The organism is Pseudomonas sp. GXM4, from assembly GCF_008923895.1.
Lineage (GTDB): Bacteria > Pseudomonadota > Gammaproteobacteria > Pseudomonadales > Pseudomonadaceae > Aquipseudomonas > Aquipseudomonas atacamensis.
In genome coordinates, this window is record NZ_WBRZ01000153.1 from 1 (window position 1) to 13,553 (window position 13,553).

The following is a 13,553-nucleotide window of genomic DNA, read 5'->3' on the forward strand; positions in this document are numbered from 1 at the left end:
GTGACAGCTCGATTTGGCGAACGTCTGAAACACGGATATTGACCAAGCTCAACGTACCGGTAGCTATCTTTTGCCATTCCCCACGCCGGTGAATCGCTTCGAGGCAGTAGAACAGATAATCCGGTAACAACAGATCGGTTCGCTCTACCCGAATCCCGATGTGCTCGGGGTTGAAGCTTCGAACAGGTTCACCGCAACGCTTGATTGAGCCCCGCCTAACGATCCAAAAATGCGCATCGGGAAAGTCAGTACGGATGGTCGCCATCTGAAAGAGTCTCATCTCGTTCTCCGTCGGCGGCATGACTAGCCCCCTCAGAGTCGAGTGGCTTTCTGCATGCCACCAACGAAATCAATACTAGGCTCAATGAGCCTAAATCAAAAGCGATATCTAGGCTCAATGATCCTAGCTTCAAGTCCAAATGGTTCTTCGAAAATCGATTTGCACGCAGATCAAGATCCAAACCGAAACGAAACGGCAGGTAGGAAAGCACTTTTCCCCCTCCCGCCGGCAGGCCATGTACTCGGTATTTTGCGCAACGTTCTCGATAGGAAAAGCAGCGGTGGACGCAGGCAAATACAGCAATTCGTGGCGAACTGAAATTCTTCACCGAATGCAACGCTCTGTAAAACAGCGAAAAACAGGCTTCATTTTTTGTGAGAAACGATCCATCACTTAAGATCTCGTCATTCCAAGCACGATTGCTTGAAACCGTGATAAGAGGTTTTTTTGGCTTAAGCGCAGCAGTGTGAAGGTCAGCGGCGAGGCTGGTGAAGGGTTGCCAGCGATGCGCCACTTACCAGCGCAAAAAAATAAATTCGATTCGGAAGCGGCAGGAACGGAATTGTTGGTCTACTGTTGGCAGGAATAGCACTTAGCCATTAGAGGATTCCATATGCCACGGCAGGCCTTTCAAACCCAATCGCAAGCTCTCCAGATCCCCTTTCTTGTACACTTCACAAGAACTGTCAATCTTCCATCGATCCTTCAGCATGGTCTCTACCCCATTAGCCGTAAGGACGAAATTGGCGTCAATCCGCAGATAAACGACGAGCTACGGCTTGATGGTCATCTAGATGGAACCTCTCTTTCCATCAGCTTTCCGAATTATCGTATGTTCTATAAGTACCGCCAGGATAATCCTGACGTAGACTGGGTGGTCCTAGGCCTTGACGCGTCAGTGCTTTGGCAAAAAAACTGTGCTTTTTGCTGCCATAATGCGGCCGATGGACGTATCAGTCGCCAGGCGCTAGAGGACTTGCAGACCATTAATGCGATGCAAGGGATGTTTGCGGAAATAGCGGACTACCCATCCCGAACTGACCAGCGGTTGAGAGCTTATGACCCTACCGACGCACAAGCCGAGGTATTGGTCTTTGACGTTATAGAGCCCGAACTGATTCTCGGCATAGCATTTGAAAACGATGCAGCGCTAAACGCCAATAGACACTTATGTGGTACGCGTAACCTAAAAGTAAATCAGGCGGGAAAAGGGTTTTTTGCAGCCCGCTCCTACGTCCGATAAACAAGGTAAAATAATGGCCGAAAGACCGATTTTCATTCCTACGCCTGATAAAGAAACTCTAGCTCAGACAAAGCTAGTTGATTTCAAGTGGTTTCCCGGAATGTCTGTTTCACAGAAGCAGAAGTCAGTTGAGTCTCTTCATCAGGCAGCGCGGGAGGCCACGCCTGAAATTGACAGTATTCTTGAGGTATCCAGTAAATCAAAAAGTGATTTAGGCATCGCATTGAGCGCCTTTAACTTAGAGTTTACAACGCTCAAGCACAACCTAACGATGAGCGTCGAGTGCGCCTTTCAAGGCAGTAAAGTTTTTGAGCATGGAGGCCCTTATAAAGACATATTCGGCTTGACATCACGGGAGGCAAAAAAAGACGAACGAATCCGATCATCTGGCCGACTAGTAAAATTCAGCTTCTTCAACACCGACTGGGATCTTGAGCCTCGTACTGCATTCTACGACTGGCTGTATATAAATGCGTTAAAGAAACAGCCGAAATTAGTAATTGAATCATTGCTGGAGTACTCGGCTTTTACCGACATCGAATTCAACCCCGAAAAGTCAATCAACTGTCAGGCCTACTCAATCGCTCTGTTCGTATCTCTTTACAAACAACGCATGCTTGAGACCGCGACAGCTTCGAAGGAGTCCTTTCTGCGAGTTGTCCGGAGTGCAGTGATCAGCAACGCTCATCAGAATGATACGATACAGGATGACTGGGTTGGGTGATCCGAATAGGGTAAAGCCGTCTTACTCGCGGCTCAGCTCCGTGCTTGAAATGTCCAAAAAGTGTCCATTCCCGTCGTGGACACTATGGAAATATGGGAAGGAATCGACCTGTGCTCCCAGGTTTTCTTAGTAGGGGCGAATGGATACTGGACCCTTTTAGGGGCTCATAATCCTTTGGTCCACGGTTCGAGTCCGTGTGGGCCCACCAAATTGAAAAGCCGCGCTGAATGCGCGGCTTTTTTGTGGGCGAGTGGTTGGGTTTCGTCTTGGCGGGCGCAACGTTCTGGAACTGCGCAGGAAAATCCGTTTGAGAGAACGCAGAAAGCCCCAACGCGATTGTCCCTGTACCATCCTTAACCTGATTGTCCCATGCCACCGGAGTCCCCCTTGCCAGACACCCGCCAACCCATCCTCGACGAAATCGACCGCCAGCTAATCGCCGCGCTGCAAATCAACGCCCGCGAAAGCGTGGCCATGCTCGCCCGTCAGCTAGGCATTGCTCGCACGACGGTGACGTCGCGTCTGGCCCGCCTGGAAAAGGCCAAGGTAATCACCGGTTATGGCGTGCGCTTGGGTCAGCGTGTGGTCGATGGTGGCTTGCAAGCCTACGTCGGGATCAAGGTGCAGCCGCGTTCCGGCAAGGACGTGCTGCGGCGCTTGAGTGCGATGGCGCAGGTGCAGCAGCTGTGTGCGGTGAGTGGCGAGTTTGATTATGTGGCGTGGTTGCGCACCGATTCGCCGGAGCAGTTGGATCAATTGCTGGATCAGATTGGCAGCGTCGATGGGGTGGAGAAAACTACGACTTCGATCATTCTGAGCAGCAAGATTGATCGCGGGCAGCCGGTCTGAGCATTGGCCGGGCATTCTGGCTGAGCCGCTTAGCAAGCACGCCCGCTCCCACTTCTTTGGTCGGTATGCAGCCCGCAATCGTCAGTCTGCACAACAATCAGGCAAAACGACGACACATTGCGTCTTATTAACGCGCTCCACGCTCCCTAGAATGGCTGGCATCTTTTCCTATACTCAGACGCGAATCCTGCGTCGGGTCGCCAATAAGGTCAGCCATGAACAAGAACAATCGCCATCCTGCAGACGGAAAAAAACCAGTCACCATTTTCGGTCCGGACTTTCCGTTCGCGTTTGACGACTGGATCGAGCATCCCGCCGGCCTGGGGAGCATTCCCGAGCAGCACCATGGCGCTGAGGTGGCGATTGTCGGCGCGGGTATTGCCGGTCTGGTGGCTGCGTATGAACTGATGAAACTCGGTTTGAAGCCGGTGGTGTACGAGGCGTCGAAACTCGGTGGTCGTCTGCGCTCGCAGGCCTTCAACGGCACCGATGCCATCGTCGCCGAGCTCGGTGGCATGCGCTTTCCGGTGTCCTCCACAGCGTTCTACCACTACGTCGACAAGCTCGGCCTCGAAACCAAGCCTTTTCCCAACCCGTTGACCGGCGCTTCTGGCAGCACCGTGATCGATCTGGAAGGCGAAACCTATTACGCCGAAAGCCTGAAGGATCTTCCTGCATTGTTTCAGGAAGTGGCTGACGCCTGGGCAGATGCGCTGGAAGCCGGTTCGCAGTTCTCCGACATCCAGCAAGCCATCCGTGATCGCGATGTGCCGCGCCTGAAAGAGCTGTGGAACAAATTGGTGCCGCTGTGGGACGACCGGACTTTTTACGACTTCGTCGCCACCTCGAAAGCCTTCGCCAACTTGTCGTTCCAGCACCGTGAAGTATTCGGCCAGGTCGGTTTCGGCACCGGCGGCTGGGATTCGGACTTTCCCAATTCAATGCTGGAAATCTTCCGCGTGGTAATGACCAATTGCGACGATCACCAGCACCTGGTGGTCGGTGGCGTCGAGCAGGTGCCGCAGGGCATCTGGCGCCATGTGCCGGAGCGCTGCGTGCACTGGCCGGCCGGCACCAGCCTGAAATCCCTGCACCGTGGCGCGCCGCGTTCCGGTGTGAAGAAAATTGCTCATGCACCGGAGGGCCGTTTCGCCGTTACCGACAACAACGGTGACACCCGCGAATACGCCGCCGTCCTGACAACCTGCCAGAGCTGGCTGCTGACCACTCAGATCGAATGCGATGAAACCTTGTTCTCGCAGAAGATGTGGATGGCCCTCGACCGCACGCGCTACATGCAGTCGTCGAAAACCTTCGTGATGGTCGACCGGCCATTCTGGAAAGACAAGGATCCGGAGACCGGCCGCGACGTGATGAGCATGACCCTCACCGATCGCCTGACCCGTGGCACCTATCTGTTCGACAACGGCGACGACAAGCCGGGGGTGATCTGCCTGTCTTACTCGTGGATGAGCGACGCGTTGAAAATGCTCCCGCATCCGGTGGAAAAACGCGTTGAGCTGGCGTTGAACGCGCTGAAAAAGATCTACCCGAAAGTAGACATCGCCGCGCGGATCATCGGCGACCCGATCACCGTGTCGTGGGAAGCCGATCCGTATTTCCTCGGTGCCTTCAAAGGCGCCCTGCCCGGCCATTACCGCTACAACCAGCGCATGTACGCGCACTTCATGCAGGACGACATGCCGGCCGAGCAGCGCGGGATTTTCATCGCCGGCGACGACGTGTCGTGGACACCGGCGTGGGTCGAAGGCGCAGTGCAGACTTCGCTCAACGCGGTGTGGGGCATCATGAAACATTTCGGCGGATCCACACATAAAGAGAACCCGGGACCGGGTGATGTGTTCAAAGACATCGGCCCTATCGCCCTGCCCGAGTAAGAGGATTCCCCGATGCGCGTAGCCGTTTACCAATGTCCACCGCTGCCACTGGACCCCGCCGCCAACCTGCATCGCCTGCATCAAGTAGCGATGGAGGCCAAGGGCGCCGACCTGCTGGTGCTGCCGGAGATGTTCATGACCGGTTACAACATCGGCGCCGAAGCGGTGAGCACGCTGGCCGAGGTCTACAACGGTGAATGGGCGCAGCAGATCGGCCGGATTGCCAAGGCTGCGGGTCTGGCGATCGTTTACGGTTATCCGGAGCGCACCGCCGACGGTCAGATCTACAACGCCGTGCAACTGATCGACGCCCACGGCGAGCGCCTGTGCAATTACCGCAAGTCACATCTGTTCGGCGACCTCGACCGATCGATGTTCAGCCCCGGTGACTCCGACTTGCCGGTGGTTGAATTGAACGGCTGGAAGCTCGGCTTCCTGATCTGCTACGACCTGGAGTTTCCGGAAAACGCGCGGCGCCTGGCCTTGGCCGGCGCCGAGCTGATCGTGGTGCCTACGGCCAACATGATTCCGTTCGACTTCGTCGCCGATGTCACCGTGCGTGCCCGCGCCTTCGAAAACCAGTGCTACGTGGCTTATGCCAATTACTGCGGCCATGAAGGCGATATTCAGTACTGTGGGCAAAGCAGCATTGCCGCGCCGGACGGCAGCCGCATCGCCCTGGCAGGTCTGGACGAAGCGTTGATCGTCGGTGAACTGGACCGCCAATTGATGAACGACTCACGTCAGGCCAATCGCTATCTCAGCGATCGCCGCCCGGAGCTTTACGGCGCGCTCAACCGCCGCTAATCCGCTAGCATGGGCACTTCACTGTTCTGGAAGTGCCCATGCCTGCGCCGACTCATCCCCGCCCCCACTCTGAAACCCTGGCCAACGGCCTGCGCGTGACCCTGCGCCACGTGCCCGGTCTCAAGCGCAGCGCTGCCGCGTTGCGCGTGGCGGCCGGCAGCCATGACGTGCCGTTGGCATGGCCGGGGCTGGCGCATTTTCTCGAGCACTTGCTGTTTCTCGGCACCGAGCGTTTTCCCACAGACGAAGGGCTGATGGCCTACGTGCAACGTCACGGCGGCCAAGTGAATGCCAGCACCCGTGAGCGCACCACGGACTTTTTCTTCGAGTTGCCTGTGTCGTCCTTCAGCGCGGGGCTCGAGCGTCTGTCAGACATGCTCGCCCGGCCACGGATGAATCTGGACGATCAACTGCGTGAACGGGAAGTGCTGCAGGCGGAGTTTGTCGCCTGGTCGCAGGATCCGACAGCGCAACAGCAGTTTGCCTTGTATGAAGGTTTACCAGCGGAGCATCCGCTGCGCGGTTTTCATGCGGGCAATCGGGACAGCTTGCAGGTCGAATCGCCTGGGTTTCAGTCGGCGCTGAAAGATTTCCATCAGCGCTTTTATCGAACCGGGCAAATGACCCTCAGTCTGGTCGGGCCGCAAAGTATCGATGAGCTTCGGGAGCTGGCGCAGCAATTCGCAGCGGTGTTGCCGGTTGGGGATAAAGTTGCCCAGGCCGCACCGCCACCGTTGGCAGTGAAAAGTTATCAACAGGTCGGCGCTCACACGAACCTGTTATTTGCTTTCGACGCGTTGCCAGAGTCATCCGCCGAGGCGATGGCTTTTCTCTGTCATTGGTGGAATAGCGCAAAACCTGGCGGATTGTTCGCATACCTGCATCAACAGAATCTGGCTGACAGCCTGAAAGCCACGCCGCTTTACCAGTTCGACGGCCAAGCGCTGCTGCATCTTCAATTCAATGCTGGCGGCGACCGCCTGGATACCATTCGCGAACGCCTGCTGGATTGGCTGAGCTTCTTCGCCCGTCAGGACTGGACGCCGTTGCGCGAGGAATACGCCGCCCTGCTTCAGCGCCAGCAGCAAGTCAGCGGCGCGTTGCAACTGGCGCGAACCGACATCGAGCAGCAAGCATTCGGCCTGTCCGAATCCGGCGCTACCGCACTTGAGCACATCCTTCGCGAAAGCGGCGTTGTGGATAACTTCAGCGATCATTGGCACCTGCCCGCCGCCAATCCTTTTCTGCGAGCCAGCGAGCCACTGGCAAACGCCGGTCTGATTCGCGGCCAGACCAGCGCCCACCGTGGCCTGCGCACCTTCGCCCAGGATCGCTCGCGCAGCCGTCGCGAGCGATCGCCAATGCAGTTCAGCCTGGCCCTGCCGGACAACAGCGATGAGGGCGCGATTTACCTGCGCTGGCAGGTCGAGACGGCGGCCAGCGCCGATCTGCGCGCAAGATTGCAGCGCAGTCTGCGCCAGACCCGACAGGATGCGTCCGAAGCCGGAGTGGACTTGTCTTTCAGCGCCGCAGGTAACCAATGCCTGCTGAAAATGACCGGACTACAGGAACCGATGCCCAGCATCCTCGAGCATGCGCTGAAATGTCTGACGATGATCGACGCCGATTCGCCGCGCGACGAGGTGCAGATACCGTCGATGCCGATCCGCCAATTACTCGAAGCGTTGCCAGAGAAATCCCTGCCCACGATTGAAACCAGCGATGACGCCAATCAGCTGTGGAAAACTTCGCGCTGGGACGGCCTCGCTCTAGGCCTTAACCAACAAACGCAATCAGCCTTGGGCCTGGCGCTGAGCCGCATTCCCGGCACACCGGACACTCAGCTACCGGTCATGCCAACCACACAAGGCCAGTATCAATGGAGCCAGATCAACACAGCCTCCAGCGAACACGCCTTGCTGCTGGTCTGCCCGACTGCCAGCCGCGACATCGCTGATGAAGCTGCATGGCGCCTTCTGGCTCAGGTGTGCCAGACGCCTTTTTACCAGCGCCTGCGCGTCGAATTGCAATTGGGGTACGCCGTGTTCAGCGCTCTGCGTCAGGTGCACGGCATGACCGCGATTGTCTTTGGCGTGCAATCGCCGAAGAACCCGGCGGGCAAGTTGCTCGAATACATGCAGGAGTTCTTCAACGGCATTGCCGCGTTGATCGAAACGCTCGATGACGCAAGCCTCAAGCAGCAGCGCCAAAGCCTCGCCGGTCAGTTCGACGACGCCACGCTTTCCGCCAAGGATGCTGCCGAGCTGCTGTGGCAGGGCAAACTCGCTGGCCATTCGTCCGATTATCGTGAGCAGTTGGTCGCGGCGATCCAGCAGCTGAATCGCCAGGCTTTACTCGATGCTGCACAGCGTCTGATCAACGCCGAGGGCGGCTGGCATTGCCTGGCCAATGAATCGATGCCGGACGCGCCGTGGCAAGCGATAAACTGATCATTACCGAGGCTGCAAGGAGCTTTCTCAAAGATTCACGGGTCACGGCGTTGAAATTTTGAGTAACATAGCCGCCTAACTAATTGGAACATCACCGCGCTGCCGTGGACTATAACTATGGATAGCGCTATCCCAACCCTCAGAAGGAGACATCTCATGGCCTGGACCAAACCTGCTTACACCGACCTGCGTATCGGCTTCGAAGTCACCATGTACTTCGCCAGCCGCTGAGTTCTGCTTACGCAGAATCGCAGTGCAACGCCTCGGCTCGCCGAGGCGTTTTATTTTCCGCGTTGAAATGATGGAGCGTTCATGTTCGTCCAGATTCTGGGTTCGGCCGCCGGTGGCGGTTTTCCGCAGTGGAACTGCAACTGCGTCAACTGCGCAGGCTTTCGCGACGGCAGCCTGAACGCCAAGGCCCGCACCCAATCGTCCATCGCCATTTCCGATGACGGCGTGAACTGGGTGTTGTGCAATGCCTCGCCGGACATCCGCGCGCAACTGCAAAGCTTCGCCCCGATGCAACCGGGCCGCGCCCTGCGCGACACCGGCATCAGCGCGATCATCCTGATGGACAGCCAGATCGACCACACCACCGGCCTGCTCAGCCTGCGCGAAGGCTGCCCGCATCAGGTCTGGTGCACGGACATGGTTCACGAAGACCTGAGCACCGGTTTTCCCCTGTTCAAGATGCTCACCCACTGGAACGGCGGGCTGGACTGGAACCGTATCGAGCTCGACCAGAGTTTCACCGTAGCCGCCTGCCCGAATCTGCGTTTCACCCCGCTGCCATTGCGCAGCGCCGCGCCGCCGTATTCGCCGCACCGTTTCGATCCGCATCCGGGCGACAACATCGGTTTGATCGTTGAAGACCTCAGCACCGGCGGCAAGCTGTTCTACGCGCCAGGGCTGGGCAAGGTCGATGCGCCGCTGCTGGAAATCATGGCGGGCAGCGATTGCCTGCTGGTCGACGGCACGCTGTGGGATGACGATGAAATGCAGCGCCGTGGCGTCGGCACCCGTACCGGTCGCGAGATGGGCCATCTGGCGCAGAACGGCCCCGGCGGCATGCTGGAAGTGCTGGAGCAGTTGCCCGAGCAGCGCAAGGTACTTATCCACATCAACAACACCAACCCGATCCTCGACGAGGATTCCCCGGAGCGCGCCGAGCTGGTGCGGCGTAATGTTGAAGTGGCGTTTGATGGCATGAGTATCGTGCTTTAAGCAATCGAGACCGCTGCGCGGTCTATCGCGAGCAGGCTCGCTCCCACATTGGAATGCGATCAACTGTGGGAGCGAGCCTGCTCGCGAAGAGGCCAGCACAGACACCAGAGATTTCCAGGGTTGTTCCCGGAGAAAAGACATGACCGACACCCCGCTGTCCCCCACCGAATTCGAAGCGGCCCTGCGCGCCAAAGGCGCCTATTACCACATCTACCACCCCTACCACGTGGCGATGTACGAAGGCCGCGCGACCCGCGAGCAGATTCAGGGCTGGGTCGCCAACCGCTTCTACTATCAGGTGAACATTCCCCTGAAAGACGCGGCGATCCTTGCCAATTGCCCGGATCGGGAAATCCGCCGCGAGTGGATTCAGCGCTTGCTCGACCACGACGGCGCACCCGGTGAAGATGGCGGCATCGAAGCCTGGCTGCGTCTGGGCCAGGCTGTTGGCCTCGATCCGGACCAATTGCGCTCCCAGGAACTGGTGCTGCCCGGCGTGCGTTTCGCCGTCGATGCCTACGTCAACTTCGCCCGTCGCGCCAGTTGGCAGGAGGCCGCCAGCAGCTCTCTGACCGAACTGTTCGCGCCGCAGATCCACCAGTCGCGTCTGGACAGCTGGCCGCAGCATTACCCATGGATCGACCCGGCCGGTTACGAATACTTCCGCACCCGTCTCGGTCAGGCGCGGCGTGACGTCGAACATGGGCTGGCGATCACCCTTGAGCATTACAAGACCCGCGAAGGCCAGGAGCGCATGCTGGAAATTCTCCAGTTCAAACTGGACATTCTTTGGAGCATGCTCGATGCCATGAGCATGGCCTATGAACTGAACCGTCCGCCGTATCACAGCGTGACCGAACAACGGGTCTGGCATAAAGGAATCATCTTATGAGTTTCGACCGCAGCAAAGTGCCGAGCTGGCGCCCGGGCTATCGCTTCCAATACGAGCCGGCGCAAAAGGGCCATGTCTTGCTGTATCCGGAAGGCATGATCAAGCTCAACGAAACGGCCGCGCTGATTGGCGGCCTGATTGACGGTGAGCGTGATGTCGCGGCGATCATTGCCGAACTGGACAAGCAGTTCCCCGGCGTGCCCGAGCTCGGTGACGACGTCGAGCAATTCATGGAGGTTGCCCGTGAGCAACACTGGCTCACCCTTGGCTGATCTGCCGGCCAAACCGCAAGTCGGCCTGCCGCTGTGGTTGCTCGCCGAGCTGACTTACCGCTGCCCGCTGCAATGCCCGTACTGCTCCAATCCACTGGATTTTGCCGAGCAGGGCAAAGAGTTGACCACTGAACAATGGATCAAGGTGTTCCGTGAAGCGCGGGAGATGGGCGCGGCGCAATTGGGCTTTTCCGGCGGCGAACCGCTGGTGCGTCAGGACTTGGCCGAACTTATCCGTGAAGCGCGGCAGTTGGGTTTCTACACCAACCTGATCACCTCCGGCATTGGCCTGACCGAGCAGAAAATCAGCGACTTCAAAAAGGCCGGGCTCGATCACATCCAGATCAGTTTTCAGGCCAGCGACGAGCAAGTGAACAACCTGCTCGCGGGCTCGAAAAAGGCCTTTGCGCAAAAGCTGGAAATGGCTCGCGCAGTGAAGGCCCACGGCTATCCGATGGTGCTGAACTTCGTCACCCATCGGCACAACATCGACAAGATCGACCGCATTATCGAACTGTGCATTGCGCTGGAGGCTGACTTCGTCGAACTCGCCACTTGCCAGTTCTACGGTTGGGCGCAGCTCAACCGTGTTGGCCTGCTGCCGACCAGGGAGCAACTGGTGCGCGCCGAACGCATCACCAACGAATACCGCGCCAGGCTGGAAGCCGAAGGGCATCCGTGCAAGCTGATTTTCGTCACTCCGGACTATTACGAAGAACGCCCGAAAGCCTGCATGAACGGCTGGGGCAGCATCTTCCTGACCGTCACCCCGGACGGCACCGCCCTGCCCTGCCATGGTGCCCGCCAGATGCCGGTGCAGTTTCCCAACGTGCGCGATCACAGCATGCAGCACATCTGGTACGACTCGTTCGGCTTCAACCGTTTTCGCGGTTACGACTGGATGCCCGAGCCGTGCCGCTCTTGCGACGAGAAAGAAAAAGACTTCGGCGGCTGCCGCTGCCAGGCGTTCATGCTCACCGGCGACGCCAGTAATGCCGACCCGGTGTGCAGCAAGTCCGAACATCACGGCGTGATTCTGCAGGCCCGCGAAGAAGCCGAGACCGCCACTCAAACCATCGAACAATTGGCCTTTCGCAATGAACGAAACTCACGCCTCATCGCCAAGGGCTGAGCCTTTCAGCGCCGCCCAAGCCGTCGCCGCCGGGACCGACTTCGCCGAACTGCAGCTCGGCGCCCATGGCTTGTTCTGGAATGAATACCGCCCCGAGGATGCCGCGTGCCGAATCTGGCATTGGCGCGATGGCGTGGCGAAACGTCTGACGCCGGACGGCTTCAGCGTGCGTAGCCGCGTGTACGAATATGGCGGTGGTGCGTTTTGTCTGACGCCTGACGGGGTGGTTTTCGTCAATGAAGCGGATCAGCAGTTGTATCGGCAAGCGCTGGGTGGCGAGCCGGTTGCGCTGACGTCGACTGACTGTCGCTATGGTGATCTGCAATTTGCCGCTGGCCGGGTATTGGCGGTTGAAGAGCAGCAGGATCGGCATCGCCTGGTGGCAATTGATCTGGCGACCGGTACGCGACAGGTGCTGGCCGAGGGTGCGGATTTTTATGCATCGCCAACGCTCAGCCCCGATGGCCAGCGGCTGGCGTGGATCGAGTGGAGTCGGCCGCATCAGCCGTGGACCTCGACGCGGTTGATGGTCGCGCAAGGCGATTTTTCTGCGCCTCGCTGTGTTGCCGGTACGCAGATGGAGGAGTCGATCCAGCAGCCGCGCTTCAACGCCGACGGCCGGCTCTACTGCCTGACAGATCGTAGCGGCTACTGGCAGCCATGGGTCGAAACGTCCGATGGCTTGCACGCGCTACCGAGTGCCAAGGCCGATCACGCGCCCGCGCCCTGGCAACTGGGCGGCTGCACTTGGCTGCCTGTCGGTGATCAATTTTTAGCCAGCTGGAGCGAGGATGGTTTCGGGCGCCTGGCCCTGGGAAATGAAGATTTCAGCGGTGACTACAGCCGCTTCCGCCACTTGGCGATGGATCAAAAATTCATCTATTGCATCGCTGCATCGCCGACCAGCCCGTCGGCAGTGATCGCCATTGATCGTGTCTCGCATGCCGTGAAAATCCTCGCTGGCGGCGTGGCTCCATTGCCTGCCGAACGCATCAGCCGTCCGCAGACCTTGCGTTATCCGAGCGGCTCCGGCGAGGCGCATGGTTTCTTCTACCCGGCCATGAGCGGTGAAGCGAAACCGCCGCTGGTGGTGTTTATCCACGGCGGCCCGACGTCGGCGTGCTATCCGATCCTCGATCCGCGCATCCAGTACTGGACGCAGCGCGGTTTCGCCGTCGCCGACCTCAACTATCGCGGCAGCAGTGGCTATGGTCGCGAATATCGCCAAGCGCTGCATCTGCGCTGGGGCGAGGTGGATGTCGAGGATGCCTGCGCGGTGGTCAGCTATCTCGCTGGCCAAGGTTTGATCGATGGTGACCGCGCGTTCATTCGCGGTGGCAGTGCAGGTGGTTACACCACATTGTGTGCACTGGCGTTCAGGCAGGTTTTCCGCGCAGGCGCCAGCCTCTACGGCGTCAGCGACCCGGTCGCGCTGGCCCGGGCCACGCACAAGTTCGAGGGCGATTATCTGGATTGGCTGATCGGCGATCCCGAGCGAGATGCCGAACGCTATGCCGCCCGCACGCCATTGCTGCACGCAGACAATATTCGCGTGCCGGTGATTTTCTTCCAGGGTGAACTGGACGCGGTGGTCGTGCCGCAACAGACCCGCGACATGGTCGCGGCGCTGGAGCACAACGGCATCCCGGTCGAGGCGCATTACTACCCTGACGAACGCCACGGCTTCCGCCGCGCGGCCAACCAGGCACATGCGCTGGAGCAGGAGTGGACGTTTTATCGGCGAGTGATGGGGCTAACTGACTGAGCCCTCACTTTGAAACT

14 protein-coding genes are annotated in these 13,553 nt (G+C 58.7%); 12 read left to right on the forward strand and 2 right to left on the reverse strand.

Annotated elements, in window-relative coordinates; genetic code table 11:
• Both F8N49_RS28055 and F8N49_RS18160 read right to left on the reverse strand, forming a co-directional pair.
• A partial coding sequence (locus F8N49_RS28055; RefSeq protein WP_151552025.1) for a hypothetical protein occupies positions 1-280 on the reverse strand: 280 nt, incomplete at its 3' end.
• Positions 246-794 (reverse strand): hypothetical protein, encoded by a 549-nt coding sequence (locus tag F8N49_RS18160; RefSeq protein WP_151552026.1) that lies wholly within the window; start codon positions 792-794, stop codon positions 246-248. The genes F8N49_RS18160 and F8N49_RS28055, both read right to left, overlap by 35 nt.
• Positions 795-893: 99 nt before the next feature.
• Here F8N49_RS18160 and F8N49_RS18165 point away from each other — a divergent pair, with 99 nt between their 5' ends.
• The 12 genes from F8N49_RS18165 to F8N49_RS18220 all read left to right on the forward strand — a co-directional run bounded on the left by F8N49_RS18165 (position 894) and on the right by F8N49_RS18220 (position 13,536).
• A complete protein-coding gene (locus F8N49_RS18165; RefSeq protein WP_151552027.1) occupies positions 894-1,523 on the forward strand; it encodes a DarT ssDNA thymidine ADP-ribosyltransferase family protein in 630 nt (209 codons plus the stop codon).
• 13 nt (positions 1,524-1,536) lie between these two features.
• On the forward strand, positions 1,537-2,247 hold the full coding sequence (locus F8N49_RS18170; RefSeq protein WP_151552028.1) for a hypothetical protein: 711 nt from the start codon (positions 1,537-1,539) through the stop codon (positions 2,245-2,247).
• A 387-nt stretch (positions 2,248-2,634) separates the two neighbouring features.
• The gene (locus F8N49_RS18175; RefSeq protein ID WP_016772879.1) at positions 2,635-3,096 is read left to right on the forward strand and encodes an Lrp/AsnC family transcriptional regulator; all 462 of its coding nucleotides are present in this window, start codon (positions 2,635-2,637) and stop codon (positions 3,094-3,096) included.
• A gap of 215 nt (positions 3,097-3,311) precedes the next feature.
• A complete protein-coding gene (locus tag F8N49_RS18180) occupies positions 3,312-4,994 on the forward strand; it encodes an NAD(P)/FAD-dependent oxidoreductase (RefSeq protein ID WP_151552029.1) in 1,683 nt (560 codons plus the stop codon).
• Positions 4,995-5,006: 12 nt separating this feature from the next.
• Positions 5,007-5,801: a carbon-nitrogen hydrolase family protein gene (locus tag F8N49_RS18185; RefSeq protein ID WP_151552030.1), complete on the forward strand. Its 795-nt coding sequence runs from the start codon at positions 5,007-5,009 to the stop codon at positions 5,799-5,801.
• Between the two features lie 38 nt (positions 5,802-5,839).
• Positions 5,840-8,251 carry a pyrroloquinoline quinone biosynthesis protein PqqF gene (gene pqqF, locus F8N49_RS18190; protein WP_151552031.1) on the forward strand — a complete coding sequence of 804 codons (2,412 nt, stop codon included), beginning with the start codon at positions 5,840-5,842 and terminating at the stop codon, positions 8,249-8,251.
• A gap of 156 nt (positions 8,252-8,407) precedes the next feature.
• Positions 8,408-8,482: a pyrroloquinoline quinone precursor peptide PqqA gene (gene pqqA / locus F8N49_RS18195; protein ID WP_003444522.1), complete on the forward strand. Its 75-nt coding sequence runs from the start codon at positions 8,408-8,410 to the stop codon at positions 8,480-8,482.
• A gap of 81 nt (positions 8,483-8,563) precedes the next feature.
• The gene (gene pqqB / locus F8N49_RS18200; protein WP_151552032.1) at positions 8,564-9,475 is read left to right on the forward strand and encodes a pyrroloquinoline quinone biosynthesis protein PqqB; all 912 of its coding nucleotides are present in this window, start codon (positions 8,564-8,566) and stop codon (positions 9,473-9,475) included.
• A gap of 139 nt (positions 9,476-9,614) precedes the next feature.
• Positions 9,615-10,367: a pyrroloquinoline-quinone synthase PqqC gene (gene pqqC / locus F8N49_RS18205; protein WP_024014556.1), complete on the forward strand. Its 753-nt coding sequence runs from the start codon at positions 9,615-9,617 to the stop codon at positions 10,365-10,367.
• Positions 10,364-10,639, forward strand: a complete 276-nt coding sequence (pqqD, locus tag F8N49_RS18210; protein WP_016772874.1) for a pyrroloquinoline quinone biosynthesis peptide chaperone PqqD — start codon at positions 10,364-10,366, stop codon at positions 10,637-10,639. Before pqqC ends, pqqD begins: the two co-directional genes overlap by 4 nt.
• Positions 10,611-11,771: a pyrroloquinoline quinone biosynthesis protein PqqE gene (gene pqqE / locus F8N49_RS18215; protein ID WP_076564357.1), complete on the forward strand. Its 1,161-nt coding sequence runs from the start codon at positions 10,611-10,613 to the stop codon at positions 11,769-11,771. Before pqqD ends, pqqE begins: the two co-directional genes overlap by 29 nt.
• Positions 11,737-13,536 carry a S9 family peptidase gene (locus F8N49_RS18220; RefSeq protein WP_151552033.1) on the forward strand — a complete coding sequence of 600 codons (1,800 nt, stop codon included), beginning with the start codon at positions 11,737-11,739 and terminating at the stop codon, positions 13,534-13,536. The genes pqqE and F8N49_RS18220 overlap by 35 nt, the downstream gene beginning before the upstream one ends.
• Positions 13,537-13,553 lie beyond the last annotated feature (17 nt).

Bases quoted from the DNA above. Each gene is read 5' to 3' on its own strand.
- F8N49_RS18165 (WP_151552027.1), top strand. From the start codon at position 894: ATGCCACGGCAGGCCTTTCAAACCCAATCGCAAGCTCTCCAGATCCCC.
- F8N49_RS18170 (WP_151552028.1), top strand. From the start codon at position 1,537: ATGGCCGAAAGACCGATTTTCATTCCTACGCCTGATAAAGAAACTCTA.
- F8N49_RS18180 (WP_151552029.1), top strand. From the start codon at position 3,312: ATGAACAAGAACAATCGCCATCCTGCAGACGGAAAAAAACCAGTCACC.
- F8N49_RS18185 (WP_151552030.1), top strand. From the start codon at position 5,007: ATGCGCGTAGCCGTTTACCAATGTCCACCGCTGCCACTGGACCCCGCC.
- pqqF (WP_151552031.1), top strand. From the start codon at position 5,840: ATGCCTGCGCCGACTCATCCCCGCCCCCACTCTGAAACCCTGGCCAAC.
- pqqB (WP_151552032.1), top strand. From the start codon at position 8,564: ATGTTCGTCCAGATTCTGGGTTCGGCCGCCGGTGGCGGTTTTCCGCAG.
- pqqC (WP_024014556.1), top strand. From the start codon at position 9,615: ATGACCGACACCCCGCTGTCCCCCACCGAATTCGAAGCGGCCCTGCGC.
- pqqD (WP_016772874.1), top strand. From the start codon at position 10,364: ATGAGTTTCGACCGCAGCAAAGTGCCGAGCTGGCGCCCGGGCTATCGC.
- F8N49_RS18220 (WP_151552033.1), top strand. From the start codon at position 11,737: ATGAACGAAACTCACGCCTCATCGCCAAGGGCTGAGCCTTTCAGCGCC.